Source organism: Nonomuraea sp. NPDC003707 (genome assembly GCF_053587055.1).
In genome coordinates, this window is record NZ_JBSFNK010000019.1 from 200,672 (window position 1) to 226,643 (window position 25,972).

At 68.7% G+C, this 25,972-nt stretch carries 21 protein-coding genes; 13 read left to right on the forward strand and 8 right to left on the reverse strand.

Annotation, left to right across the window (positions count from 1 at the left end):
- Window positions 1–47: 47 nt before the first annotated feature.
- A complete protein-coding gene (locus tag ACWDRB_RS39515) occupies window positions 48–767 on the reverse strand; it encodes a hypothetical protein (RefSeq protein ID WP_449902626.1) in 720 nt (239 codons plus the stop codon).
- A gap of 483 nt (window positions 768–1,250) precedes the next feature.
- Between ACWDRB_RS39515 and ACWDRB_RS39520 the strand changes: the two genes are divergently transcribed.
- The 5 genes from ACWDRB_RS39520 (at window position 1,251) to ACWDRB_RS39540 (ending at window position 4,760) form a co-directional block, all read left to right on the forward strand.
- Window positions 1,251–1,655 carry a nuclear transport factor 2 family protein gene (locus tag ACWDRB_RS39520; protein WP_449902628.1) on the forward strand — a complete coding sequence of 135 codons (405 nt, stop codon included), beginning with the start codon at window positions 1,251–1,253 and terminating at the stop codon, window positions 1,653–1,655.
- 1,174 nt (window positions 1,656–2,829) lie between these two features.
- Complete coding sequence (locus ACWDRB_RS39525) at window positions 2,830–3,162, forward strand: hypothetical protein (RefSeq protein WP_449902630.1); 333 nt, start codon at window positions 2,830–2,832, stop codon at window positions 3,160–3,162.
- 329 nt (window positions 3,163–3,491) lie between these two features.
- The gene (locus tag ACWDRB_RS39530) at window positions 3,492–3,977 is read left to right on the forward strand and encodes a DUF4244 domain-containing protein (protein WP_449902633.1); all 486 of its coding nucleotides are present in this window, start codon (window positions 3,492–3,494) and stop codon (window positions 3,975–3,977) included.
- 92 nt (window positions 3,978–4,069) lie between these two features.
- Window positions 4,070–4,366, forward strand: coding sequence for a TadE family type IV pilus minor pilin (locus ACWDRB_RS39535; protein ID WP_449902665.1), 297 nt, complete (start codon window positions 4,070–4,072; stop codon window positions 4,364–4,366).
- A 37-nt stretch (window positions 4,367–4,403) separates the two neighbouring features.
- Complete coding sequence (locus ACWDRB_RS39540) at window positions 4,404–4,760, forward strand: Rv3654c family TadE-like protein (RefSeq protein ID WP_397372731.1); 357 nt, start codon at window positions 4,404–4,406, stop codon at window positions 4,758–4,760.
- Window positions 4,761–4,789: 29 nt separating this feature from the next.
- Here ACWDRB_RS39540 and ACWDRB_RS39545 read toward each other — a convergent pair whose 3' ends face one another.
- Entirely contained in the window at window positions 4,790–5,530 is a 741-nt protein-coding gene (locus tag ACWDRB_RS39545; RefSeq protein WP_449902635.1) for a class I SAM-dependent methyltransferase, read from the reverse strand.
- Window positions 5,531–6,212: 682 nt separating this feature from the next.
- Here ACWDRB_RS39545 and ACWDRB_RS39550 point away from each other — a divergent pair.
- A complete protein-coding gene (locus ACWDRB_RS39550) occupies window positions 6,213–7,898 on the forward strand; it encodes a hypothetical protein (RefSeq protein ID WP_449902637.1) in 1,686 nt (561 codons plus the stop codon).
- A 272-nt stretch (window positions 7,899–8,170) separates the two neighbouring features.
- On the opposite strand, the gene ACWDRB_RS39555 is transcribed toward ACWDRB_RS39550, so the two are convergent.
- Window positions 8,171–10,624, reverse strand: a complete 2,454-nt coding sequence (locus tag ACWDRB_RS39555; RefSeq protein ID WP_449902639.1) for a DEAD/DEAH box helicase — start codon at window positions 10,622–10,624, stop codon at window positions 8,171–8,173.
- 409 nt (window positions 10,625–11,033) lie between these two features.
- Here ACWDRB_RS39555 and ACWDRB_RS39560 point away from each other — a divergent pair, with 409 nt between their 5' ends.
- From ACWDRB_RS39560 to ACWDRB_RS39575, 4 genes are all read left to right on the forward strand, one after another.
- Window positions 11,034–11,384, forward strand: a complete 351-nt coding sequence (locus ACWDRB_RS39560) for an STAS domain-containing protein (protein WP_043629845.1) — start codon at window positions 11,034–11,036, stop codon at window positions 11,382–11,384.
- A gap of 1 nt (window position 11,385) precedes the next feature.
- Window positions 11,386–11,805 (forward strand): ATP-binding protein, encoded by a 420-nt coding sequence (locus tag ACWDRB_RS39565; RefSeq protein ID WP_350739630.1) that lies wholly within the window; start codon window positions 11,386–11,388, stop codon window positions 11,803–11,805.
- 1,462 nt (window positions 11,806–13,267) lie between these two features.
- Complete coding sequence (locus tag ACWDRB_RS39570) at window positions 13,268–15,583, forward strand: sodium-translocating pyrophosphatase (RefSeq protein WP_449902642.1); 2,316 nt, start codon at window positions 13,268–13,270, stop codon at window positions 15,581–15,583.
- Between the two features lie 566 nt (window positions 15,584–16,149).
- Entirely contained in the window at window positions 16,150–16,623 is a 474-nt protein-coding gene (locus tag ACWDRB_RS39575) for a SixA phosphatase family protein (RefSeq protein ID WP_397372685.1), read from the forward strand.
- Window positions 16,624–16,745: 122 nt separating this feature from the next.
- Here the strand turns inward: ACWDRB_RS39575 and serB are convergent, their stop codons facing one another.
- From serB to ACWDRB_RS39595, 4 genes are all read right to left on the reverse strand, one after another.
- Window positions 16,746–17,969, reverse strand: a complete 1,224-nt coding sequence (serB, locus tag ACWDRB_RS39580; RefSeq protein WP_350739638.1) for a phosphoserine phosphatase SerB — start codon at window positions 17,967–17,969, stop codon at window positions 16,746–16,748.
- Between the two features lie 168 nt (window positions 17,970–18,137).
- Window positions 18,138–18,674, reverse strand: a complete 537-nt coding sequence (locus ACWDRB_RS39585; protein ID WP_449902645.1) for a hypothetical protein — start codon at window positions 18,672–18,674, stop codon at window positions 18,138–18,140.
- A 101-nt stretch (window positions 18,675–18,775) separates the two neighbouring features.
- Window positions 18,776–19,786 carry an S-adenosylmethionine:tRNA ribosyltransferase-isomerase gene (locus ACWDRB_RS39590; RefSeq protein WP_363976884.1) on the reverse strand — a complete coding sequence of 337 codons (1,011 nt, stop codon included), beginning with the start codon at window positions 19,784–19,786 and terminating at the stop codon, window positions 18,776–18,778.
- Window positions 19,783–20,439, reverse strand: coding sequence for an SDR family oxidoreductase (locus ACWDRB_RS39595; protein WP_449902647.1), 657 nt, complete (start codon window positions 20,437–20,439; stop codon window positions 19,783–19,785). Before ACWDRB_RS39595 ends, ACWDRB_RS39590 begins: the two co-directional genes overlap by 4 nt.
- Window positions 20,440–20,533: 94 nt before the next feature.
- Between ACWDRB_RS39595 and ACWDRB_RS39600 the strand changes: the two genes are divergently transcribed.
- Together ACWDRB_RS39600 and ACWDRB_RS39605 are read left to right on the forward strand one after the other, a co-directional pair.
- Window positions 20,534–21,649 carry a GAF domain-containing sensor histidine kinase gene (locus tag ACWDRB_RS39600; protein ID WP_449902650.1) on the forward strand — a complete coding sequence of 372 codons (1,116 nt, stop codon included), beginning with the start codon at window positions 20,534–20,536 and terminating at the stop codon, window positions 21,647–21,649.
- Complete coding sequence (locus ACWDRB_RS39605; protein ID WP_449902652.1) at window positions 21,646–22,257, forward strand: response regulator; 612 nt, start codon at window positions 21,646–21,648, stop codon at window positions 22,255–22,257. Before ACWDRB_RS39600 ends, ACWDRB_RS39605 begins: the two co-directional genes overlap by 4 nt.
- Before the next feature lie 42 nt (window positions 22,258–22,299).
- On the opposite strand, the gene ACWDRB_RS39610 is transcribed toward ACWDRB_RS39605, so the two are convergent.
- Entirely contained in the window at window positions 22,300–22,950 is a 651-nt protein-coding gene (locus tag ACWDRB_RS39610; RefSeq protein WP_350739655.1) for a hypothetical protein, read from the reverse strand.
- Between the two features lie 170 nt (window positions 22,951–23,120).
- Here ACWDRB_RS39610 and ACWDRB_RS39615 point away from each other — a divergent pair, with 170 nt between their 5' ends.
- Window positions 23,121–25,883 (forward strand): WD40 repeat domain-containing serine/threonine protein kinase, encoded by a 2,763-nt coding sequence (locus ACWDRB_RS39615; RefSeq protein WP_449902655.1) that lies wholly within the window; start codon window positions 23,121–23,123, stop codon window positions 25,881–25,883.
- Window positions 25,884–25,972 lie beyond the last annotated feature (89 nt).

The following is a 25,972-nucleotide window of genomic DNA, read 5'->3' on the forward strand; positions in this document are numbered from 1 at the left end:
TACCAGCGCAGATCTGAGCGATGATCGCGAAGTGTCTCTTGAGTAACTTAGAGGGTGACGCCGACGTGCCGGGCGAGTCCTCGCAAGCCGGAGAGCTTGCTGTGAGGATCCCGGCGAAGCAGCTCAGTGATGACCTGACGGGTACCGGAGCGCCGTACTTCGGAGGGCGCTATCTTCTCGGCGATGAGCAGGGCCCGTATTGCGCGGTCGGTCTTGCCCCAGAGTGCGTATGCCTCGGCTATGCCGGTGTAGTAGCTGCCTCGTCGCTCTAGCGTCGGGATTTGGTTGGGGATGACTGCCTTGGCGTGTTCGATGGCTGTGCCTGCATCTCCCCGCACGATGGAGACTCCCATCTTGTAGATGGGTACGTGTCCAAAGCCCAGAGTGAGATTCGAGGCGTGATGGGCGGCCTCGTCGGCTTCGGTGAGCATGTCGAGCGCTGAGTGTCGGTCCTCAAGGCGAGCGGCGGCAATAGCGCTGGTAGAGAGCAGAGCACCATAGGCCCCCCACGCGTGAGGTGTTGCTTCAGCGAGCTGGGGCCGGAGGGATTCTGCGGCTGAGATAGCGACGTCGCGAGCCTTGCGATACTCGGCGGCGCGATGGAACAGGCTGATCAGATCGCGCCGGTATTCCCCTATGGCTTGGAGATCGGAACTTGCTTGCGCGACTTCGACGCCTTTGTGGGCGGAGATCCACGCGTAGGGGGGAGCACTGAGCTTGATCAGGGTGCGTGTGGTGAGGTGGTAGATGCGTGCGGCGGTGGCCATGTCGGCAGGGGTTGAGGCGGTTGAGGCAACGGGGAGGAGCGTGGCGAGTTTGTCTGCCAGCGGTAGGTAGCGAGCAGCGGCGAAGTTGCGCTGAGCACGTGTGAGTGAGCGGGAAAGCGATGCTGCGGTTGTAGCTGCCTGAGAAGTTGGCGCAGTCGGGATAAGAGCATCCCGAAGCCGTGCGACGGCGCCGTACTAGGTTCAGGCTGCCTGACGGACGGCGAGGGCGAGCACGGCGCGTCAGCGCCGCGCGCAGTCCCGATGGCGGTCCGGCCGGCGCGTCCCGTGGCCGTGGCCATCCGGGCGGGAACCGGGGTGTCGGCGTGTACCCGCTACGGCGTGAGCGGCTGGGGGCTGGGGTGTCGAAGGATGATCGTTACCATCGGTAGGGGCGGGGTGACGTCTAGCCGAGGCTGTGCTGTCAGAACTCTCCAGCCCTCAACGCATGAGGCTCCCTACTGAGGCGTAATTGAAAGGAAGACCGTGGGCGAAGACTATGCATCCGTTGCCAAACAGTTCATCGAGTCCTATTACTCAACGGCCAATACAAATCTCCCGGGTATCGGGAGCCTGTACCGGGAGAGCTCGGTTCTGACCTCTAGCTCTGACGTCGTAGTAGGCCCGGCGGCCATCGTAGAGTACTTGGGCAGCAACCTTTACCTTGGCGACGGGCTTGAGCACGCGCTCCACACCTTCAGCGCGGCGCCCCTGGCAGGCGGCACCATAGTCGTTTTGGCAACAGGGGCGCTCACATGGCCGGATGGGCGTAGCCCCCTGCTCTTCGCTGAGACGTTCGTGCTCATGCAGGATGGCGGCTCGTACTACGTCGCCCGTGACATCTTCGATCTGGTGGATGTCGCCTATTCAGATACTCATCGTGCCGATTAGTTGTTGTGCTGGTGAGTTCAGTTCCTCCTCAGGGCCCCGAGGCCGGATCCGCTGCTGCTCGGTGTTGATGAGCGGGGCGGCCGGCCGTTCCTCGGCGGCGCGAGCGGGCCGCGCCGCCTGTGGGAGAGCGTCACGATCGGCCACGCCAACCGTGCTGTGGTTGAGTGGCGCGACATCTGATCATGGAGGGGCCGCAGTAGCGTGTGTCGGCTCTGGTCGTGACGTGCAACGGCCGCCCGCACTGCTGGCCCCGGCGGGTCCTAGCCATGTTTCCACCGTACGTCCGGCAGGTCACAGCGGATCGTCCGCACACCGAGCATCGACGTATGCCTCCTGACCTGCTCTAACGCAATCGCGTGTACTGCATGACAGCAGTCTTGCAGGCGCCCCAAAGCACGCGGGCGTGTTGGGGTGGCAAGTGCTGCGGTGTGGTGTGTTCACAGTCCAGTAATGCGGGTGGCTACGCGGGAGGGTGAGGGGGTGGGTGGCGGGCTGTCGCCCCATCAAGATCATCCCCGCGGGAGTGCCGCCCGGCTCGGCCGGGCGGGCTTGATGTAGTAGGGAAGGTCATCACACAGCGCTCGGGGCGCTCAAGCTGTCAGAGCGCCCTGTGGGCGCCCTGACTTGTTGGTTCGCTCAGCGGCGGTAGCCGCGTCGGCGGGCGCGGCGGCGTGACTGCCTGTGCGTCCAGTCGTCTCCTGGCCCGGGTTGCATCAGGCGGATAGACGTGCCGACGAGATAGTTGCGGATAGCCATAGTGATCCCCCATGCGAATCGCGGCTGGGGAGAGCGCCCGATGCCGGATGGATATCTACATAGGCACCCCTCCTCGCAACCGTAAACCCAATGAGTCCTCGACACCTTCCCCGGATTTCCCCTCAGAGGGGTTCGTGGCCGAACTTTTGCGGCTCGGTGGCGCGGGCCATGCTGGAACGGTGATGAGCGGCTCCGGTCCGGGAGGAGGGGCGGCCGTAGCATGCCCGGGGCCGCTGGTATGTATGGCAGTGAATCAATCGAACACATGTTTGATTATGGTCCGGCATCGTGGGTGTCACCGGGACATCCCAGATGCTGGGAGGTACGGATGTGATTCCCGATCGACACGAGCGGTCTCGGGTTCACGGTCACGTCCGCGCCCGCTGCGGCCAAGGACTCCGCCACCAAGAAGGTCAAGGTGACCGAGGGCGGTCAGCCGGTCATGGTGGTGAAGCTGCTGGCGATGGACGGCAACGACTCCACCATGATCAAGTTCAACCTGGAGGGGGCGCAGCATCACCTGGTGCCGGGCATGCCGGTGCGGGTGGAGGGCCTGGCCTACGGCATGGCCAAGGACGGTGGGGTGCGCTGCTGGAGCGCGACCGCCGTGGTCCCGATCAACGGGGCGGCGGCCGCCCCTGTCGCTTCGGCGGCCGGTGAGTCGATGGCGGGTACGCGGGGGCGTAACCCGCTCGGGGTCGCGCGCCACTCGGTCGCCTCGGCGGTGGGTGAGTCCGAGGGCGAGGGCTGATGGATCTGGTCATCGCTTCGAGCGAGAACGCGCGGGTGCACGCCTGGCGCTTACCGCACCGCTGGCCGCTGCATCGAGGCGGCCCTATCGGGGCAAACGATCACCGATAGTGATCCGACCTGCGAAAACGTGAACAACGGGCCACTCGCGGGCCAACTAGTCCAGTACGTGACTGCGTAACCGCAAAGGCCCAGGTCTACCCCCTGGTTGTGGAAAACTCAACGCCCTCCACAGAATGCCGTTCGGTTCCTCTCCTGCGACCCTGCTTCGGCCAACCTAAGGACTCCCGCCGGACAAGACCCCGGCTCCGAGCACTACCTGGAGGCACGATGCACAGTCCCGCCACCATGCCAGACGCCATCAAAGCCACCCCAGAACGCAGTCACACCACATCGAGCAACAAAACAGTCGGCAAGTTCTCACTCAGCCGCATCCACATCACCCGAAGCGCCCCGTCAGCCCTCAACACCGCCGCAGACGCCACTGCTCAGACCGCCTGGCCGTCAGGGGAGACCTCGACCAAGTCTCTGAGGGAAACCTCGACCCCGCTCAAGAGCAGCGCGAGCATGCAAAACGGATCATCCGAGCCGGCCGCGGCCGGGCTCGCCACCCGCCTCGCTCCGACGCGAGCCAACCGATGGCTTCATTACGCGACGGTCAACCGTGAGCGCGGCATGTCCACAGCCGAATACGCAGTAGGCACGATTGCGGCCTGCGCATTCGCCGCACTTTTGTTCAAGGTGGTGAGCAGTCCAGAGGTCCAGGAAATGCTGAAAGCCCTTATCGATCGAGCACTCAATACCACCACCGGATGACCGTCCGCCAAGCGCGGACCTCCCTGGGCAGGAAGCGGTCGGCATCGCGGGGTTCGGTCACGGCCGAGACCGCCGCGATGCTGCCCGCGCTCATGGCCGTCCTCGCGGCTGCGCTGTGGGCCGTCCAAGCCGTAAGTGCCCAGCTCGAGTGCGTGGACGTGGCCCGCGCGGCAGCGCGAGCCGCGGCCAGGGGCGAACCCCTCGACCAGGTCACCATCCGAGCCCGTACGGCCACCCGCCCGGGGGCGCAGGTAGCCGTAACCCGCGACACGGAAACCACAAAGGTTCAGATCACTGTGGAAGTACGACCACCCTGGGCCCAATCATTGCCCGCAGTACAAATATCCGCCACGGCTGTCGCCGACACCGAGCCCGGATATTCCCCATAACCACAGGCAAACGAGCCCGGCAGGCGAGGAGGTCCCCATCAATACTAAAGAAAAGGGCTCAGCCACACTCTGGGGTGTTGCTCTCATGGGTCTTCTGATGGCGGTGGCCACGGCGTTCGCCACGCTGGGATCGGTACGCGTGGCACGCCATCGCGTAAACAGTGCTGCCGACCTGAGCGCCCTTGCCGCGGCCAAACTAGCGATAATCAATCCAGAAACCGCCTGCGCCCGAGCCGCTACCCTGGCCAGCCAGAACGGCGTGAAGCTGACCCAATGCAAAATCACTGACGAAATCGCCGATGTTTGGACCTCGCTGTCGATCTCACTACCGGTATTAGGCCCCCGTACACTCATGGCCAGATCTCGGGCCGGTCCAGCGGAAATGGCTCCTTGATCGTCGTCGGTGGCGTACACGCCTAGTGATCAAGCGCGCATGCCGGAAAGCAAGAGAAACAACGGAACGCGACGCCGACGGGCCAACTCATCAGCATCCCCAGCAAAGCGATCCTCGCAAGGTGCACACTCGCGCAGCGAGGTCAGCGAAAATCCTGCCTTCGTGAGCGCGACAATATAATCTTCTACAGTGCGGTGGAACCACGTGACGGTGCTGCCCATCCACTCCCTTTCCCGCGGCCCTTGGAGAAAGTAGTCATCCACAACCCAAGACGTTCGCTTCTCCCGAACGCCGGAGTCGTGCGAGGTCAGAACCGGATGAACGACCGTGAAAATGATGCGTCCGCCGGGTGAGAGGCATCCGTGGAGGGCGGCCAGCACCGGCTCGACATCCTCGACATAGTGAAAAGCCAGCCGCGAAACAACCAGATCGAACGAAGAAGGCGGAGCGGAGAAGTCCTCGATATCAACCAGTTCGACGCGGCCGGCTGTTCCGCCTAACGCCGCGTTGGCGGCCTCGACCATCGCCGCGGAGCCGTCCAATCCCAGGTAGCTACGACAACCGGCATCCAACAGGACTTGTCCGATGGCCGCATCCCCGCACCCGAGGTCCAACACCCGAAGCCCCGCGACCTCGCCCAGTTCCGCCAGGAAAGCCGGTTCCTCCATCACATGGTTGGGGCTCGACACGCCACTATGCCGATGACCGAGGTACCGCCCGACGACTTGGGGTGCGTCGTAGAAGGACCCACCGCGCTTGGTTTCAGCCACGGCCCCGAAGTGTAGATCGGTGACCCTGTCGAAGGCCTCGTTGCCGAGGATCTAGTGGCGGAGGGTGGGGGCGGGCTGGCTGGCGTGGGAGTTGATCTGGCGTGGGAGCTGATAGCGAAGGAGGGAGGTGGATGGGTGTCGATGTTGGCTGAGGAGCAGGTGGTGAGGGCCGAGGTCGCACTCGGTCTGAGCCCGAGGTCAGTCTGTGCCCGAGGTTGGTCTGTGTCTGGGGTCAGTCTGTGCTTGAGGTCCGCTTCAGGTGAGTTGCCCCGTTGCACCGTCCTTGTCGCGGTCGTGGGCCGGTCGACCGTGGGTGCTTTGCTGGCGAATGGGTGGCATGGTCGCTGTGGCGTAAATGTGGTGAATGGCGACATTTCGGTTGATGCGAAACGCGCGAATGAATCGACTGATCGGCTGAAACGGGTGCGGCGGTTGGGGATTGCGGGGCTAGGTCGCGATCCAGTCACGAGTTCTTAGACGTGGTGTCCAAGAGTTGTGTATGTACCGTAAGGTTCCGCTTACCCTCAGTCCATGCCGTATGTGACAAGGCGCCTGTGAGCGCCGGAGCGAAGTCGCTAGGGTGCGGGGACGGGGACGGTCGGTGACCGTATCGGCCGGGCGGACTGCACTTCCGGTCGTCGCGTGAACGCCCCAGGGGTGGTCAGGCGGCGCGAGGCTCTCGATGGAGGGAAGCGTCGTGACGGTAGTCGGCAGAGTGGTGGCCACAGGGATGATCGTGGCTGGCTCCATCGCGCTTGGCGGGACCGCTCAGGCCGCTGCGGTGACCTGGCGGGCCGACACGTCCGGGCAGATCACCTCGCCCGCTGACGGCCAGGTGCTTTCGAGCTCGTCTGTGACCGTTTCCGCGCAAACAGGCGTGATGCAGCTGACCATGGGCCTCTACGTCGAGGGGCCCTCCACACCCAGCCGGAAGGTCGCCGGAGGGGGAGCGAGTCAGACGATCTCCGGCACGTTCGACGCCGGCGACGCCCCGAACGGGACCTTCAGCGTGACCCTCAAGGGAGAGCTCACGGGGAGCCGGTACGCGAGCAGCACGTTCAAGCTCCGGCGGCCGCCCGAGGCGCCGGGCAACGTGAACGCGACCCGGCAGGGCAGCGCCAAGGTTCGGCTGACCTGGAGCAAGGGTTCGGAGCCTGACCTGCAGTCGTACGAGGTCTCCAACAGCCAGTCCGGCATCGTGGGACGGTTGCCCGCCGACAGCGCGTGCGCCGGGTCCACGTGCCAGGCGGTGCTCGCCGTGCCGGCCAAGGCGAAGGGCCAGAAGGTGGGGTTCACGGTCAAGGCGTTCAGGGGTGACGGCGACGGCGGGTCGATCGGCTCGGGCAATTCGGCCGCCGCGTACGTCGCCTTCCCCGCCGCGCCGACGCCCACGCCGACGAAGAAGAAGACCGCCGGCACCCGGACCCCGAAGACCACCAAGAACGTCGACCCGCTCCCCACGCTGCCCGCCAAGAGACAGACCCTGCCGACGACGAAGCCGACGACACACAAGCGGACGACAGCCAAGCTTCCGGAAATACCCGACGCCGACCCGAACGGGAACCTGCCGATCCCCACGGCCGACGAAACGGGCGGTCCGCGCCCATCCGACGCGAAAAGTGGCGCGGACACCGCTCCCGTCCAGCCCGACGTGAAGGCGCAGTCGAGCGAGTCACCGATCGGGAACCTCGGCCAGTACGGCCTCTACGTCGCAGCGGGTGTCCTCCTGCTGCTGTTCGGCGCTCATGCGGGGGCCTGGGCACGGCGGCGGGCGCTCGCCACGGGTGAGAGCTCCACGCCTGGTACGGCCGCAGCGGCCACGGGTGTGAGCACGTCTCCGGTCGGCGGGGTTCAGGCCGCTCACGCGAACGAAAGCGTTTCGGTCACCACGGCCCCGCCCCGACGGCGGCCCGCCGTGATCCTGGCCGTCGCCAAGACTCGGGTTCCCGATCAGTCCCGGGATCAGCGGCTGGTGTCAGATGAGAGTTCCGAAGGGGTCACTCCGGAACGGTCGTCGGCGCCGCCCGCGCTCGACCGGAGGCGTGAGGAGGCTTCCGCCGCGTTCGGGGCGGTGGAGGAGGTGCGAGACGTTCCGGAAACCCGCCAGGGGCCAGTTCGCATCACCTTGCCCAGTTCCGCGGTCACGGATGTCCCCGAGCCCGACGTATCCCCCGTTCGGCCCGCCGCGCGGATGGAGGATCGCTGGGATGATTATCTGCCGCCGTCTCCTCGGTCAATGGAGGACAGCGGATTTTGGGAACGTCCGAAGCCGGGGGCGGCCGATTTCTGGTCCGGCGAAGATGATGGCAAGGGTGAAGGCGAGGCACGCGCTTTTGTGGGTCCTCGGCATAGAGACGGCGAAAGCTAAATCGGCTATTTGATTCGGCTTATCGATCGACCGGGCCCGAGGTCTGGGTTGGCGTGCGATAGCGCAGGTGGAGATGGGTTCGGGGTCCTCGGGACGGCAGGTCCAGAGGATTTCGGGGGTGCTCGGGACGGCAGCTTCGGAGGGTTCCGGGTGCTCGGGCCAACGGGTCCGGCGGACCCGATTTTACGGGCGGCAGGCGCTCGCTCGCGCGGAAAAATGCGCGCCAGATGGCGCGCGATCGGTGGCAGTTCTTGCGTGGATGTCTTGGCGTTTTACTGAGGCGACAGCAGTGTGTTGAGGAGGCGGACGGCACCGCGTTTGTCGAGGGGTTCGTTGCCGTTGCCGCATTTCGGGGATTGGATGCAGGAGGGGCAGCCGCGTTCGCATTCGCATGAGGTTATGGCTTCGCGCGTGGCGGTCAGCCACTCGGCCGCACGGGCGTAGCCGCGTTCGGCGAAACCCGCCCCGCCCTCGTGGCCGTCGTACACGAAGACGGTGAGCAGCCCCGTGTCGGCGTGCAGTTCGGTGGAGACGCCGCCGATGTCCCAGCGGTCGCAGGTGGCGAAGAGGGGGAGCAGGCCGATGGAGGCGTGTTCGGCGGCGTGGGCGGCACCACCGAGGTCGATGCCCGCTTCGGCGAGCGGCGCGACCGCCGAGGCGGGGAGCGTCCACCAGACGGCACGGGTGCGGAGGGTGCGGGGTGGCAGGTCCAGGGGCTCGTCGCCGAGCATCTCGCCAGATTGGAGGCGTCTCTTGAGGTACGAGACCACTTGCCGGGTCACCTCCACCTCGCCGAAGTGGAGCGTGCCGGGGCCCAGGGGATGGGAGCGCTGGGTGGCGAGGATGGAGATGTCGGTGATGTCGCGAGCGAACGTCGTGAAATCCGGAGTCGCGCTGGACACCAGGGCGACCCCGGCCTCCAGGTCCAGAAGCTCCACCAGGAAGGTCTCGCCCTGATGGAGGTAGACCGCGCCCGTGTGCACCGTCGTGTGCGCGGACGGTTCGTCCACGCTGCCCAGGAGGCGGCCGGTGGACGACTCCACGACCTGGATGGGAGCGCCTCCGCCGCCTCGGATGTCGGCGAGGTCGGTGGCACGCTCCCGCTTGGTCCAGAACCAGCCCGCGGGGCGCCTCCTGAGCAGCCCCTGGGAGACCAGGTCATCGAGGACCGTTGAGGTGGTGGTGCCGAAGACGGGCAGGTCGTCGTCGGTCAGCGGGATCTCGGCGGCCGCGGCGCAGAGGTGGGGGCCCAGGACGTACGGGTTGTCGGGGTCGAGGACGATCGCCTCGACGGGCTGGCCGAACAGGGCCTGGGGGTGGTGGACGAGGTAGGTGTCCAAGGGGTCGTCCCTGGCGATCAGCACGGCGAGCGCGTCCTGGCCGTCGCGGCCCGCCCGGCCCGCCTGCTGCCAGAGGGAGGCGCGGGTGCCGGGCCAGCCCGCGATCAGCACGGCGTCCAGGCCTGAGACGTCCACGCCGAGTTCGAGGGCGTTGGTGGTGGCCAGGCCCATGATCGTGCCCGAGCGGAGGGCCTTCTCCAGGATCCTGCGGTCTTCGGCGAGGTATCCGGCTCGGTAGGCGGCGATCTTGTTGGGGAGGTCGGTCCAGTCCGGCTGGGCGGGGGCGTCTGGGAGTGCCCACCTGAGGGAGCTCTCCGAGGCCGGGTCGGTTGCCGGGCCCTCATGCTTTGACGTGCTGGCCGCCGGGGTTGTCGCGGAGAGTCCGCTGGTGGTCCGGGATGGTTCCGGCGTGGCGGGGTCCGTCGGCTCCGCTGTGCCCGGCTGGTGGCTGAGAGCGGGATCCGCTTCCGGCGGGGTGGCGCGGGCGGGTGGTCGGTGGTGGGTGGTGAGGTCCGTTTCCAGCAGGTCCGGCTGGGTGGTGTCGGCCGGCTCCGCTGTGCCTGGCTGGTGGTTGAGGGCGGGGTCCGATTCCGGCGGGGTTGGGTTCGGCCGGCGGGGGGTGGAGGGGCGGGGGTGGCGGGTGGAGAGGGAGAAGGCCACGTCGGCGAGCTTGGCGCGGGCCGTCAGGGCGACCGTTTCGGCGCCGCGGCGGGAACGTACGAAGGCGAGCGTGCGGACGTCGGCCAGGACGAGGTCCGCCAGCAGATCCGCCGCCTCCGCCGTGGCCGTCCGCCGCACAGGAGCCCCTCCCTCGCCCCGTAGCTCGGTCAGGGGCGGCTCCCACAGCGCGATGGTGGTGGAACCCTTGGGCGAGGCGTCCACGGTCACCTCGTCCATCTCAAGCCCCGTCAGCCTCATCCCGAACGCGCCCGGCTCGCTGGCGGTCGCCGACGCGAGCAGGAACGTGGGGCGCGAGCCGTAACGGGCGCAGACGCGGCGCAGGCGGCGCAGGATCTGCGCGACGTGGGAGCCGAAGACGCCGCGGTAGCCGTGGCACTCGTCGATGACGACCATGCGCAACCGGCGGAAGAACGAGGACCACTGAGCGTGGCGGGGGAGGATGCTGCGGTGCAGCATGTCCGGATTCGTCAGGACGTAGTTGGCGTGCTGGCGCACCCACGTACGTTCCTCGAACGGCGTGTCGCCGTCGAAGCAGGCCGCGCGGAGCTGGGTGATGCGCAGCTCGCGCAGGCCGCGCAGCTGGTCGGCGGCCAGGGCCTTGGTCGGGGTCAGGTAGAGGATCGTGCCGCCGTCGAGGCAGGAGGCGACGGCGGGAGTGAGGTACGCCAGCGACTTCCCGGACGCCGTACCCGTTGAGATGATCACGTTTCGGCCACGAAATGCCAGGTCGGCGGCCTCGTACTGGTGAGGCCAGAGCCCTGTCACCCCGCGGTTCGCCAAGCGCGTAACAAGTACTTCTGGCGTCCATTTGGGCCATCCCGCTTGACCCGCCCGACGTGCTGGAACATGCTCCACATGGGTGACACGCTCATGACGTGCGGGAACACCGAGCAGGTGGCGGAGGAGTGGACCCGCCTGTTGTGGGGAGGATGCGGAGGAAGTCACTGTTTCCAGTCTTGCATCGATGGGCAAAGTCGCCGGGAATCGTGATTTCGTATAGACACAAGCCAGACGCATGGTTGAATGCCGCGCGTCAGGGTCGGACGATCTGGGGCCACGCTCCAGATTGCCAGTCCCAAGAGAGTAGTTTCGCAGGCGAGGCGCTGGAGGATCTGTGGATCTGAAGTTGGATCACCGCACCGAAGACCGACTCACCATCGTGGAGGTCGAGGGTGAGATCGATGTCTACACGGCGCCGAGATTGCGTGAGCTCCTCATCGACCTGGTGAACAAGGGCAACTTCCACCTGCTCGTCAACATGGAGAAGGTGGACTTCCTCGACTCCACGGGCCTTGGCGTCCTGGTCGGGGGGCTCAAGCGGGTTCGTGCGCACGACGGCTCGCTCGAGCTTGTCTGCACGCAGGAGCGCATCCTGAAGATCTTCCGGATTACCGGTCTGACCAAGGTCTTCGGGATCTACGCTTCGGTCGACGAGGCCAAGGAAGCTCACGGCAAAGACAAGTAGCATGGCTACCGTCGAGCTGACGTTCAGCGCTCTTCCCGCCCATGTGCGGACCGCGCGGCTGGTGGCGACGGCGATCGCTCGCCGCACCGGCGTGGAGGAGTCCCTGTTGGACGAGGTCAGGCTCGCTGTGGGTGAGGCCTGCTCCCGGGCAGTCGAGGCGCACCGCGTCCACTGTCCGGGCGAGCCCATCCGCATCGAGCTGCGTGACGACTCCGGGCGTTTCGAAGTCACGGTCAGCGACCAGGCCCCCAGCGATGAGATCAAGCAGGAGCAACCCCTCGATCTGGGCATGCTCTCTGACTCGTTCATGTCAGGCTTCGGCCTCGCGGTCATCGAGGGCTTGGCCGACGACGTCGAGATCTTCCCCAGCCCGAAGGGCACGAACATCCGCATGAGCTGGCCCGCGACCGCCAAGGTCTGAGCGGGCTCCGCCGTCCCGCCTCGTTCCGCCGGGCGTCCCTTTGTGGCGCCCGGCGTGCGGCTGTTCTGTGCTCAAAAACCCCATCTTGTACGGCGGAGCACGGGCGGCGCCACCCGCCGCACGTGGCTGAGCGCCTCCAGGGAGACGCCCGCTGACCCGCACGTGACCGGCCACCGTCACGGCGCACGGGCACCGTGGCTTCCGCCTTCCGCCGGCCCTAGGGGCGAGCGGGGTTCGTGGAGCGGAGTCGGCCCCACTGGTGGCCCCGACGGGCAAACCGGGTTAGTGGGTGGGCTGTCGCGTGGGGCGAGTGGGTTCGTGGGGCGGAGTCGTCGCTACGGGTGGCCCCGACGTGCGGACGGAGTTCGTGGGCCAGCTGTCGCGCGGGGCGGACGGTTCGCGGGGAGGACGGTCCTCTGGGTGGGCTCGGTGGGCGGGCAGGCGGCTTCGCGGAGTGGGCAGGTTCGTGGTGGGGCGGTCGCGTGGCAAGCGGGTTCGCGAGGCGAGCGGCCCTGCGGGATGCGACGAGGCCGGCCATAGCGCGGACGGCCGCGCGGAACGAAGGCCCCAGCGGCGTGGACCGGCTCCTGGGGCTGACACGCCCATGGCATGGACGGTCGTATGGCGTGAGCACGCCCATGGCGTGGGGCGGTCAGTGGGATGAACATGCCCCTGGGGTGGACGGTCGTATGGGGAGAACATGCTCCCGGCGTGGACGGTCCCGGCATGGACGGTCATATGGCGTGAAACACGCCCGCAGCGTGGGGGGTCGTATGGCGTGGACACGCCCGTGGCGTGGGCGGTCATGTGGGGTGAATGGAGCCTGTGGCGGGAACGCGGCCGCGGTGTGGGTGGCCATGTGGGTGAATGAGCGCACAAGGCGGACGGCGGTTCCGGTCGTCGCGTGGCGGGTCCAGGCGACGGGAGCGGTGGGCGATTCCGGTCGTCGGATGAGGTGCGGTTCGCGGCGCGGGCGGGCCCTTGATGTGGCCGTGTCCGCAGGGGCCCGGTGGGGTGGTCGCGGGTAGAGGGCCCGCGTGCCGTGTCCTGGGCGGTGGTGCCGTGGTCGGGTGGCGGTGGCAGGTGGCGGTGACCATGGTGGGCGGTCGTTTCGGTGGTCGGCCTCCGCCTCTCAGGTCCCTCCAGCATCGGTCCAGGCGGCCCAAGTTTCGGTCCGGCACTATCCGGAGGTTTTCATGACCTTAAACCCGGGGAAATTTCGCCTGTCAGGCCGCAAACCGGCCCGCTGTCAGGGGATTACTGGACGCGCGCACAAATAGCCACCTCGAGAGCCTTCATATCCGTTCAGTGCCTGCGTAGACTCCCGGCACCGGCCAAGGTGATCCGGCGGAACGCGGATTCAACCGGAAGCGGCACCCACAACCCGGATGGTGCCGCAACACCCGCCGAGGAAAACTGCAGCACCGCCCGGGCAGGACGACCGGTCTTGCCGAGGAGAACGATGAGCAGGCACATGCTGGCAGCGGAGCCAGCGTCCAATCTGGCCCTGAGTGGAAACAATCTCACCATCGTGATCGTGGTCGCCGCGGTCGCACTGATCGCACTAGCCGTCGCCGGCGGCCTGGTGCGCGAAGTGCTGTCCGCCGGCCAAGGCACGGAGCGCATGCAGAACATCGCGCGTGCCGTACAAGAAGGCGCCGCCGCTTATCTGGCGCGCCAGTTTCGCACATTGGCGATCTTCGTCGTCGCAATACCTATCCTGTTGCTCCTGCTACCGGGGGAAACGGACGTAGTCGTCGGACGTTCGATCTTCTTCGTGGTCGGTGCGGTTTTCTCCGCGCTGACCGGGTTCATGGGCATGTGGCTGGCTGTGCGCGGAAATGTCCGTGTCGCCGCCGCGGCCAACGATTCGGGCGAGAAGCGCGCCATGCGCATCGCGTTCCGCACCGGCGGCGTGGCCGGGATGTTCACCGTGGGCCTCGGCCTGTTCGGCGCGGCCGTGGTCGTGTTCATCTACCAGGGCAACGCCCCTGGCGTGCTCGAGGGATTCGGGTTCGGGGCGGCGCTGCTCGCGATGTTCATGCGAGTCGGCGGCGGCATCTTCACCAAGGCCGCTGACGTCGGCGCCGACCTGGTCGGCAAGGTCGAGCAGGGCATCCCGGAGGACGACCCGCGCAACGCGGCGACCATCGCCGACAACGTGGGCGACAACGTCGGTGACTGCGCGGGCATGGCGGCCGACCTGTTCGAGTCGTACGCGGTCATGCTGGTCGCCAGCCTCATCCTGGGCAAGGTGGCCTTCGGCGAGCAGGGGCTGATCTTCCCCCTGATCGTCCCCATGATCGGCGTGATCACGGCGATCATCGGCATCTTCGTCACCGGAATGCGCGACCGCGACCGCAGCGGCATGTCGGCGATCAACCGCAGTTTCTTCATCTCGGCCGCGATCTCCGCGGTGCTCGTCACCGTGGCCGCGTTCCTGTATCTGCCCGACAGCTTCAGCGCCCTGACCGGCGCCACCGAGCAGTCCGACGCCAACCCGCGGCTCATCGCCATCGGCGCGGTGCTCATTGGCCTGGTGCTGGCCAGCGCCATCCAGCTGCTGACCGGCTACTTCACCGAGACCCACCGCCGTCCCGTACGCGAGATCGGCGAGAGCTCGGCCACCGGCCCGGCCACCGTCATCCTGGCCGGCATCAGCGTCGGCCTGGAGTCGGCCGTCTACTCCGCCCTGGTCATCGGCGGCGCGGTCTACGGCGCGTTCCTGCTTGGGTTCGGGAACGTGACGATCGCGCTGTTCGCGGTGGCGCTGGCGGGCACCGGCCTGCTGACCACGGTCGGCGTCATCGTCTCCATGGACACGTTCGGGCCGGTCTCCGACAACGCCCAGGGCATCGCCGAGATGTCGGGCGACGTCGAGGGCGAGGGCGCCCGCGTGCTCACCAGCCTCGACGCCGTCGGAAACACCACCAAGGCCATCACCAAGGGCATCGCGATCGCCACCGCCGTGCTGGCGGCGACCGCGCTGTTCGGCGCCTTCCGCACCGCGGTGGAGGGCGCGCTGGCCGAGGCGGACGGGGCGGTCAAGTCAGCGCTCGGCGCGTTCTCCACCTTCACCCTCGGCGTCGACCAGCCGAACGTCCTGGTCGGCCTGGTCATCGGGGCCGCGGTCGTGTTCCTCTTCTCGGGGCTCGCGATCATGGCGGTCGGACGGGCCGCGATGCGTGTGGTCTTCGAGGTACGCGACCAGTTCCGCAACAAGCCGGGCATCATGGACGGCACGGAGACGCCGGAGTACGGCCGGGTCGTGGACATCTGCACCCGTGACTCGCTCCGCGAGCTGGCCACGCCCGGTCTGCTGGCGGTCATGACGCCGATCGCGGTCGGGTTCGCCCTCGGGTACGCGCCGCTGGGCGCCTTCCTCGCGGGGGCCATCGCGTGCGGCACGCTGATGGCCGTCTTCCTGTCGAACTCCGGTGGCGCCTGGGACAACGCCAAGAAGCTGGTGGAGGACGGTCACCATGGCGGCAAGGGTTCGGAGGCGCACGCCGCCACCGTCATCGGCGACACCGTCGGCGACCCGTTCAAGGACACGGCCGGGCCTGCCATCAACCCGCTGATCAAGGTGATGAACCTGGTGGCCTTGCTGATCGCGCCCTCGGTGGTGCTGTATGCGGGCAACCCGGTCCTGCGGATCGGCGTCACGGTGGTGGCGGTGGCCGTGGTGGTCGGGGCCATCATGGTGTCCAAGCGGCGCTCCGTGACCAACGAAGCGGCCAACAACGACAACCGCGAGCACCAGCCCGTGGCCTCGTAGCACGCCGCAATACCCTGGAGAGACGCCCGCCCTACTGCGTAGGGGCGGGCGTCTCGTCTTTCCGGGGTCCTCCGGGCCTTCGGACGTCCCGGGCCGCTGGTCGTCGGCTCCTGCGGCGGGCGACGCGGTCGAGGGTGTCTCGTCGGGTGGGATGAGGTGAGGTGAGGGCTCGGACGTCGATGTGGGACCTGCCCGGACGGACGGGATGAGCGGGCTCGTCGGGCGATTCGGGGCCGGGGTGGGTGCGGTCTGCGGCGCGTGGACAGTGGGCGTCTTGGTGGCGGGCGTGCAGGTATCGCGGGGTGCGGGCGTGCAGGACGTGCGCGATATGCGGTGGTGCGGCGTGCCGGGTCTGCGGGGTGCCGACGTGCAGGACGTGCGGGGGTGGGGTGGTGGGGGTGAAGGCGGGCGTGGGGGCGGGGTGGCTCGGTGGGAAACTGGGCGCGTGAAAGGTGACAACCAGCCCAGCGGTGGGAAGACCCTGGGCCTCATTCTGCTGGGGATGCTCGTCATCCTGGCCGTGATCGTCGGGCTGGCCGTCTGGGCTTCGAGGACGGGGTGATCTGGTGCGGACCTTGATTGTGCTGCGGCATGCGAAGGCCGCCCACGTTCCCGGGCTGGCCGATCGGGAGCGGCCGCTGACCGGGCGGGGCGAGCGGGACGCCAAGCGGGCTGGCGACGAGATACGGGCGGCCGGGCTCAATCCGGACGTCGTGCTGTGCTCGCCGGCGCTCAGGACCAAGCGCACCGCCGAGATCGCCTTTCCCGAGGTGGAGATCAGCTACGAGCGGGACATCTACGAGGCGTATCCCGATGAGCTGCTGGAGCTGGTCCGCCGGGTCGATCCCGAGGCGAGCACCGTGGTGCTGTGCGGGCACAACCCGGGCGTGCACGAGCTGGCCGTGGGGCTGGCCGGAGGGGAGTACGTGTTCCGGCCGGGCGCGTTCGCGGTGATCGAGGTGGAGCCCGACTGGGATGAGCTCTGGATGGGTGAGGGGCGCCTGGTGACGCTCTGGGACCCTAAGGAGCACGAGGGCTGAAGGACCCCAAGGAGCACGGAGGGCCCACAGGAGCACCGAGGGCCCACCAGGGGGTGCTGGACCCGGCTGGAGGGCCGGAGGGCCCATCCTGGGGCCCCAGGATGGGCATTGTCGGGTGAGGGTCAGCCTGCGGTGAGGGTGGCGCCGTCCTCTGCGTCCGCCGCCTCCACCTCGTCCCTGGAGATCCCCAGCAGGTAGAGGATCGAGTCGAGGTAGGGAGTGTTGACCGCCGTGTCGGCCGCCTGCCGCACCACCGGCTTGGCGTTGAACGCCACTCCCAGCCCGGCCACGGCGATCATGTCGAGGTCGTTGGCCCCGTCCCCGATGGCCACCGTCTGCGAGATCGGCAGGCCGGCCTCCTTCGCGAACCGCTCCAGCGCCCGCGCCTTACCCGGCCGGTCCACGATCTCGCCCACGACGCGACCGGTCAGCCGGCCGTCGATGACCTCGAGAACGTTCGCCGCCGAGTAGTCGATCCCGAGCTCCTCCACGAGCCCGTCGGTGATCTGCGTGAATCCGCCGCTGACGATGGCGAAGCGGTAGTCGAGCCGCTTGAGCGTGCGAACCAGGGTGCGGGCGCCGGGCGTGAGCACGACCTCCTTGCGCACCTCCTCGAACACCTCGGCCGGCAGCCCCTCAAGCAGCGCCACCCGGCGCCGCAGCGACTCGGCGAAGTCGAGTTCGCCGCGCATGGCCTGCTCGGTGACCTTGGCGACCTCGTCCAGGCATCCGGCGTGGGCCGCGAGCAGCTCGATGACCTCGCCCTGGATGAGGGTCGAGTCGACGTCCATGACGATCAGCCGCTTGGCGCGCCGCGACAGGCCGGTGCGCTGCACGGCCACGTCCACCGCCAGGACGGCCGCCTCTGCCGCCAGCTCGACCCGCAACGAGCTGGGGTCGGCGCCGGAGACGGACAGTTCGATGCAGGTGACGGGCCATTGGGCGAGGCGTTCGATGCGGTCGATGTTCGCGCCGGCGGCGGCGATGCGCCCGGCGATGCCCGCGATGGCGGCGGGCTGGAGCGTGGCGCCCAGCACGCTGACCGACAGGCGGCCGCGGCGGCGCTGCTCCTTGGTCTGGGAGCCGGTGGAGAGCTCCACCTCCATGCCGAGGTCCTCGGCCACCTGCTCGACCGCGGTCCACATGGCGCCGAGGGTCGTGCCGGTGCCTGTCGGGGGGCCGCCGGCGTACGTGACGAGCACGCCGAGCGTGAGCCGGCCGCGAATGACGACCTGTTCGATGTCCGCCACAGTCACTGGAAAGGCAGAAAGAACGGAGAAAAGCCGCGAGGTGACGCCGGGCCGGTCGGGGCCGGTCAGGGTGATCAGGAGGCTGCGCTGGTCCACATCCAGCCACGGTACTGCGCCCGGCCCGATGCTCGCGAAGCAGGGCGGGCATTCGGGCGCGGGCGCGACCGTGGTGTCCTAGCAGGTGACGCCTAGGTGAATGTCCCGCGGACGTACGGACAACATTTCATCGGCCGTAACGTTCCAAGGGACACGAAGAGCGTCGGGCTAGCGGACGATCTTGGTCTTGACCGTCTTCACGTAGCCGTGCTCGGGGATGCCGAGCCGGTCGAGCTCTTCCTTGCTCATGTTCTCCATGCCCGTCTGGACGTCGTAGGAGATCACGCCGAGCTTGGCGGTCTGCGTGCCGGTCGCCGTCTTCTTGAGCTTGGTCTCGAAGATCAGGGAGATGGCGTCACCCTTCTCCAGGATCTTGGGCAGGAAGCAGAAGAACGCACGGCCCTCGAGGCCGCACTCGGTGCCCTTGACGCTCGTGCGGTACATGATCCGCCTGAGGTCGACCCCCTTGGGGAACTCGCCGCCGACAAAGTAGGCGTCGGCCTGGTAGGGCCCCTTGTTGGTGGCGACGATGCTGAAGTTGAGCTTGCCGCCGGCCTTGGCCGTCTTGGCAGCCTTCACTTTGACGTCGAAGACCGAGAACGGCTCGTCGGCGGCCGTCGTGGCGGAAGCGGAAGCAGGAACAGCCGGGACAAGCAGGGCCGCCGCCAGCAATGCCAGCGACGCGGCCTTGGTCAGGTTACGCATTAAACGTCTCCGGTGAGGAAGTGGTCACGGGGAGGCGCACACACTTGAAGCCCCCGTAAATGCCCGCTGTTCCTATCATGTTGGCAAAATCTATGTAAAGACTATTTCTTCAGAATCAAGTGCGTGTCACCGAACTCGTGCCACAGATATGCGTTCTGTAGCGCCTCCCCGTAGGCCCGCGCGAGCGCCGTCTCGCCCGCGATCGCGGTCAGCATCAGCAGGTGACTGGAGCGCGGCTCGTGCAGCCCGGTGATCAGCCCCGTGACGGCCCGTACGCCGCTCTGGGGCGTGACGATGCGCCTGGTCCACCCGGCGGCCGCGCTGACCAGCCCGTCCGCCCCCACGGCCGTCTCCAGCGCCCGTACGACGGTGGTGCCCGCGGCCACCACCCGGTTGCCGCTCTCGCGCGCCAGGTTGACCAGCCGCGCCGTGGCCTCCGGCACCTCGTACCGCTCGGCGTAGGGCGGCTCGTCCTTCTCCGGCGAGGCCACCCCCGTGTGCAGGGTGATCGGCGCGATCCCGATCCCGCGCGCCACGAGCGCCGTCACCAGCTCCGCGGTGAACGGCCGCGCCGCGCTCGGCATCTCCGCGCTCCCCGGCACGGTCGCGAACACGGTCTGGTACGCCTCGATCGGCCAGTCCCCGCTCACGTACGAGTAGCGGATCGGCGCCCCGTGCGCCCGCAGGTACGGCTCCACCTCCTGGTCCAGCGACGCCCGCCACAGACGCGGCGTCTCGCGTTCGATCAGCCGCAGCGTGGCCCGCCCCGGCAGCGGCAGCCACTCGCCGGGCTCACCACCGCCGTAGGGCTCGGAGGCGGTGGCGGTACGGCGGCGCAGCTCGACCAGCCAGGTGCCGTCCTCCCTGGCGGTGGAGAAGTGCACGGCCAGGCGGTCGAGCCGGACGGCCGCGGGGAGGGTCGCCGAGTTGTTCACGACGATCAGGTCACCGGGGTCGAGCAGCCCCGGCAGGTCGACGAAGTGGTGGTGCGAGGGGGCGAGGTCGCCGCGCGAGACCATCAGGCGTACCGCGTCCCTGGACATCCCCCGCGCCTCGGGCGGCTCGCTCGCCGACAGGCCCGGCGGCAGCGCGAAGTCGAGCGCGACGGTCATTGCAGGCTCACTCTGCCGCTGGCCGGACGGGACCGCACCAGGTCGTGCAGCGCGGCGGCCACCTTGGCGGGGTCGGTGGCGCCGGCGGCCTCGTCGGCGCCCACGGCGTCGGCGAGCATGCGGGTGTTCATCTCGCCGGGGTCGGCCCACCAGACCCGGACCGCGGGCTCCTCGGCCGACAACACGTTGGAGAGCTGCTCCAGGGCCGCCTTGGTGGCGCCGTAGCCGCCCCACCCCTCGTACGCGCCCGTGGCGGCGTCCGAGGTGATGTTCACGACGGCCCCGCCCGCCGCGCGCAGGGCGGGCAGCGTGGCCTGGATCAGCGCCAGCGGGGCGGTGACGTTGGTCTCCAGCAGCACCCTGAACGCCTCCAGCGGGTAGCCCGCCAGCGGCGGCAGCGGCGTCACGCCGAGGTCGCCGGCGTTGTTGACCAGCAGGTCCAGCTCGGGCGCCGCCCGGGCCAGCCGCTCGACGTGCGCGGGCTCCGTCACGTCGCCGGGGATCGCGACGGCGCCCAGTTCGGCCGCGGCCCGCTCCAGGTCGTCCGCGCCGCGGGCGGTGAGCACGAGGTCCCAGCCGGCGCCCGCCAGAGACCTCGCCAGGGCGAGTCCGAGACCGCGGGAAGCGCCGGTGATGAGTGCGGTGTTCGTCATGGTGCCGACGTTAGGAACGCCGCGGGCTGCGCACATCGGGCCGAAGTCCCGCCGCCGCCTGGGCACATCGTCCTAGGACCATAAGCTGGGTCCCGTGACCTCCGACCGAGACGAGATCCTGCAGGCGGTGAGCTCCGCGGTGCTCGCGGTGACCCGCCATCTGTCGGTCCGGGAGGTGCTGCAGGTCATCGTACGCTCGGCGCAACGGCTGCTCGACGCCCGCTACGCCGCGCTCGGCGTGCCCGACGACGAGGGGTCGTTCGGCGAGTTCGTCGCCGAGGGCATCACCGACAAGCAGTGGGACGCGATCGGGCCGCTGCCCAGACAGCATGGCATGCTCGGCGCGATGCTCCGCGAGGGGAGCCCCGTCAGGCTGCCCGACCTGCGCAAGGACCCGAGGTTCGAGTGGTGGCCGAAGGCCCACCCGGTGATGAAGGACTTCCTCGGCGTCCCGATCCGCGACGGCGACCAGGTGCTCGGCATCATCTTCTTGGCTAACAAGCGCATGCCGGGCGGCTTCACGCAGGCCGACCAGGAGCTGCTGACGCTGTTCGCCGCGCACGCGGCCATCGCGCTGACCAACGCCAGGCTCTACGAGCGAGGCCGCGAGCTGGCCATGCTGGAGGAGCGCAACCGGGTGGCCCGCGAACTGCACGACGCCGTGACGCAGAAGCTGTTCTCGCTCAGGCTCACCGCGCAGGCCGCCTCCGCCATGCTCGACCGGGCGCCCGAGCAGGCCGCCGCCGAGCTCGAACGCGTCCAGCGCCTGGCCGGGGAGGCCCTGTCCGAGCTGCGGGCGGTGATCGTCGAGCTGCGGCCTGCCGAGCTCGACCGGCACGGCCTGGCCGAGACGCTGCGCAAGCACGTGCGTCTGCTGGACCGGCTCCACCCGTCCCTGGTCACGTTCGAGTGCGTGGAGCTGCCGCCGGTCGACCCGGCGGTCGAGGTGGCGGTGCTCAGAGTGGCCCAGGAGGCGCTGCACAACGCGCTCAGGCACGCGGAGGCCGCGAGCGTCTCCGTGCGCCTGGCGTACGCGGACGGCAGGCTGGTGTTGATCGTGCGCGACGACGGCAACGGCTTCGAACAGGCGGAGTCGCGCGGCCTGGGCCTGGTGTCGATGCGCGACAGGGCGGAGTCCGTGGGCGGGGCCATGACCGTCGAGTCGGCCCACGGCAGGGGGACCACGGTACGTGTGGAGGTGGGCGTTTGATCCGGGTGCTGATCGCCGACGATCATCCGGTGGTGCGGCAGGGGCTGCGTACGTTCCTCGACCTGCAGGACGACATCACGGTCGTCGGTGAGGCGGGCGACGGGGCGCAGGCCGTCGAGCTGGTCGGGGAGCTGTCGCCCGACGTGTTGCTGCTGGACCTGAAGATGCCGGTGCTCGACGGGCTCGGCACGCTCGAACGGCTGGCCGGGTCGGCGACCAGGGTGGTCGTGCTGACGTCGGTGAGCGACCGGTCCGACGTCGGCCCGGCCATGCGGGCGGGGGCGTCGGGGTTCCTCTACAAGGACGTCGATCCGACCGCGCTGGTGCAGGCCGTGCGGTCCGTGCACGGAGGGCAGGTGTTACTGGCGCCCGAGGCCGCCGAGGCGATGCTGTCGGCGCCGGACGGCCCGGCACCGGTGCCGCTGACCGACCGCGAACGCGAGGTGCTCGCGCTCATCGCGGCCGGCCGGTCCAACCGGGAGATCGCCAGGAGCCTGGCGGTCGCGGAGAAGACGGTCAAGACCCACGTCTCCAACGTGCTGATGAAGCTGGGCGTTCAGGACCGCACCCAGGCCGCGCTGTACGCCGTACGGCACGGCCTGGGGTAGTGCTTGTGGCCTCCGCTCCGCGGAGGCGGCCTGGGGTGAAGGTCAGGTGTCCTTCTTCTTGTTGCTCTCTTCGTGGCTGGCAGGCGGGTTGTACGTCTTGACCGGCGGGGGCGGCGACCAGCTACGGCCCGGCCGGCGCGGCGGAGAGACGATCTTGGTGTTGACCTTCTTGAGCCAGTAGTAGCCCTTGATGCCGAGGCGCTTGAGCTCTTCCTCGTCGATGTTCTCCATGCCCTGGTCGACGTCGAACGACATCACGCCGAGCCGCGCCGTGGCCGTGCCCTTGGTGCCCTTCTTCAGCGTCACCTGGAAGTTGAGCCAGTCGGTCTTGCCCTTCTCGAGCCGCAGCGGGCCCCAGCACCAGAACCAGCGGCCTTCCCAGGTGCACTTGGTGCCCTTGGCGGCGCCCCAGCGCAGCGTGGGCACGACGCCCTTGGGCACCTGGCCGCCGATCCAGTAGTAGTCGGCGTAGTAGGGGCCCAGGTTCTTGGCGCGGACGTAATACGTGATCTTGCCGCCGCGCTTGGTGCGGCCGCTGGGCGTGACGGAGATCTTGAAGCTGGAGTACGGCTTCACCCGGGCGACCGCCGCGGTGGTGGGGGAGGCAGCGGCGGCGGCACTCGCCGGGGCGGGTACGGCCAGCGGCGCGGCGGCCAGACCGCCGGCTAAGAACAGGCTGAAGCTTCTGCGCATATGACGGCTCCCCGTACGGTGCTGGAAATCCCCGATCATCTCCACGATTATTGCGTAGGGCAAATTTTTCGCAAAGAGCGATGATCTTTCGTGACCTGGGGTGGTTTGTGGGTTTTTGCCCGCGCCTATCCCACTTGTGAACGGGGGTCTAGCACAACGGGGAGGGCCAGGTGCCGGAAACGCACCCCTTACAGCCGACCGATCCGCGAACACTGGGCGAATACCGGCTGCTCGGCCGCCTGGGCAAGGGGGCGCAGGGGATCGTTTTCGAGGGTGAGTCGCCCGACGGGCGGCGCGTGGCGATCAAGCTGTTGAGCACCCGGCTGGACAAGCCCGGACTGGACTCCGAACGCTTCCTGCGCGAGGTGGCGGCCGCGCGGCGGGTGGCCCAGTTCTGCACCGCGCAGGTGCTGGGGGCCCACATGGACGGCGAGCACCCGTACATCGTCAGCGAGCTGGTGGACGGGGTCTCCCTGCAGGCGGTGGTGCAGCGGGACGGGCCTCGTACGGGCGGCGCGCTCTACCGCCTGGCCGTCGGAACGGTCACCGCGCTGGCCGCCATCCACCGCGCCGGGATCGTGCACCGCGACTTCAAGCCCAGCAACGTGCTGCTCGGCCACGACGGGCCGCGGGTGATCGACTTCGGCATCGCGCGGGCGCTGGACTCGGCCATGACGATCAGCAGCGGGGTCGTGGGGACGCCCGCGTACATGTCGCCCGAGCAGATCTCGGCCGAGCGGGTGGGGCCGGCCAGTGACATGTTCAGCTGGGCCCTGACCATGGTGTTCGCGGCCACGGGACGGCCCGCGTTCGGCCAGGACAGCCTGCCCGCGGTCGTCTACCGGGTGATGCACGAGGAGCCCGACCTCTCGGCGCTGCCCGAGACCCTGCGGCCGGTCGTGCGGTCGTGCCTGCGCAAGCGGGCCGACGAGCGGCCCGTGGCGGCCGACGTGCTGTTCGCGCTGCTGGCGAACGAGGGTGAGTCGCCGCGGCCCGAGGACGCGCTCAACACGGGCTCGCAACTCGCGGCCGAGCAGACCCCGCCGGATCCGCCCTCGCCCGCCGCCGGCTGGGCGAGCCCCCACGGGCCCGCGCCCGAGGCTCCGCCGGGCGGCAGCGGGTGGGCGAATCCCGGTGGCCCTCCGTCGTCCGCCCCTCCTGGCGGGTACGGGTGGGCGAACCCGTCGGGGGAGGCATATCCGCCGTCCCAGGGCCCAGCGGCCGGGCCACCTGCGGCGCCGTACGTGCCACCGCAACAGGGCGGCGGGCCGAGACGGGGTGGCGCGCCTGGGCAGGGTGGCGCGCCTGGGCAGGGTGCGACGCCCGGCTACGGAGGTGGGCCGCAGCCTGGAGGCGGGCCGCATGGTGTGCCTTATGTGCCTCGGCAGCAGCCTCCGTCGGGTCCGTCACAGGTGCCGCCGCCCTATCCGATGAGCGCCACGCCCCACCCGGCCGCGCCCCGTCCACCGGCGCCCGGCCCGGTGGCGCCTGGCCCGGTGGCGCCGGGGTCGGAGGCGGTTGCGGGCGGTGAGGGGCCGCCCGGGCGTGCGCCGTCGGTGCCGGGCCAGGGCCAAGGGAGCCAGGGGCAAGGGCCGGGGCAGGTGTCCCCGTCCCGGCAGGGGCAGCCGTCCCCGTCCCGGAAGCCGTTGGCGCGGGAGGGTGGCGGGCGGGGGGACAACGACGCGTTCTTCAAGCATGCGCAGGCAGAGGAACGGCCCGACGAGACCCATGCCAGGCGCAGGCGGGCCGCCATGGTCTCCAGCGCGCTCGTCGTGGCGCTGGCCCTGGCCGGGAGCGTGCTGTACTTCGGGCCGAAGATGTTCGGCACCGGCGCGCCGACTGGCGGGAACGCGGCCCAGGCGACCACCTCCGTGAGCGCGGGCCCGGCTCGGACGCAGGCCCAGACGCAGACCGAGACCCCGACGCCGACACCGACCCAGGTCACCCCGACCCCGACGGTCACCCCCACGCAGAAGGTCGTCCCCGTTCTCGGCAAGCAGGACGGGAAGTCATTCAAGGGCCACACCAAGGGCGTCCAGACGATCTCCGCGATCTCCGCGGGCGGCAAGGCGTGGCTGGTCACCGGCGGGCAGGACGGCCGGGTGCGGCTGTGGGACCTGGCCGGGCACAAGTCGCTGGCCACGATGAAGGGCCACAGCGAGGAGGTGTACGCCGTAGCCTGCGTGATGGTCGGCAAGACCCCCATGGCCGTCTCCGGCGGGTACGACGGCAGCGTGCGCCTGTGGAACCTCAAGACCCACAAGGGCAAGGTGCTCGGCTGGCACGGCGACGCCGTCTACTCGGTCGCCGTCACCAAGGTGAAGGGCAAGTACGTCGCGGTCACCGGCGACGCCGACGGCTATCTGAGGTTCTGGGACCTGAAGAAGCGCAAGTCCACCGGCAAGATCATCAGAGCCCACCGCAAGCCGGTCAACTGGCTCAGCGCCACCCACATAGGCGACCGGGCCGTCGCCTTCTCGGCCAGCGAGGACGAGACGGTGCGCATGTGGGACATGGCCCGGCGCAAGGCGTACGGGAAGGCGTACAAGGGCCATTCCAGGGGCGTGTACTCGGTCGCGGTCGGCAAGGTGGGCGGGAAGGTGGTCGTGGCATCTGGCGGTAAAGACGGAAAAATCAGGCTCTGGGATCCGAAGAGCCGCAAGACCGTCGCCACCCTCTCCGGCCACAAGAAGATCGTTTACTCGCTCTCCTTCGGCACCCTCGACGGCCGCACGGTGCTGCTGTCCGGCGGCACCGACGGCACGATCAGGCTCTGGGACCCCGAGACCCGCAAGACGCTCGGCAAACCGGTCAAGGCCCACAAGAAGGGCGTGTACGCCGTGGGCATCGTCCCACTCGACGGGGACGCGGTCATCATGTCCGCGGGCAAGGACAAGGTGGTCAGGCTGTGGAAGATCGCGAGCGGCTCTTAGAGGTCCTAACAAAGTGAATCTTGACCGGCCGTGCATCCATGCTTCGATGGCCATCGAGATGTCTGGAGCCTAGGTTGCGTTCCGGAGCC

What these genes read in the sequence shown, in the direction of transcription:
- ACWDRB_RS39515 (WP_449902626.1), bottom strand. Translation starts at nt 767, where the DNA reads ATGGCCACCGCCGCACGCATCTACCACCTCACCACACGCACCCTGATC.
- ACWDRB_RS39530 (WP_449902633.1), top strand. Translation starts at nt 3,492, where the DNA reads ATGCACAGTCCCGCCACCATGCCAGACGCCATCAAAGCCACCCCAGAA.
- ACWDRB_RS39535 (WP_449902665.1), top strand. Translation starts at nt 4,070, where the DNA reads ATGGCCGTCCTCGCGGCTGCGCTGTGGGCCGTCCAAGCCGTAAGTGCC.
- ACWDRB_RS39550 (WP_449902637.1), top strand. Translation starts at nt 6,213, where the DNA reads ATGGAGGGAAGCGTCGTGACGGTAGTCGGCAGAGTGGTGGCCACAGGG.
- ACWDRB_RS39565 (WP_350739630.1), top strand. Translation starts at nt 11,386, where the DNA reads ATGGCTACCGTCGAGCTGACGTTCAGCGCTCTTCCCGCCCATGTGCGG.
- ACWDRB_RS39570 (WP_449902642.1), top strand. Translation starts at nt 13,268, where the DNA reads ATGAGCAGGCACATGCTGGCAGCGGAGCCAGCGTCCAATCTGGCCCTG.
- ACWDRB_RS39585 (WP_449902645.1), bottom strand. Translation starts at nt 18,674, where the DNA reads ATGCGTAACCTGACCAAGGCCGCGTCGCTGGCATTGCTGGCGGCGGCC.
- ACWDRB_RS39590 (WP_363976884.1), bottom strand. Translation starts at nt 19,786, where the DNA reads ATGACCGTCGCGCTCGACTTCGCGCTGCCGCCGGGCCTGTCGGCGAGC.
- ACWDRB_RS39595 (WP_449902647.1), bottom strand. Translation starts at nt 20,439, where the DNA reads ATGACGAACACCGCACTCATCACCGGCGCTTCCCGCGGTCTCGGACTC.
- ACWDRB_RS39610 (WP_350739655.1), bottom strand. Translation starts at nt 22,950, where the DNA reads ATGCGCAGAAGCTTCAGCCTGTTCTTAGCCGGCGGTCTGGCCGCCGCG.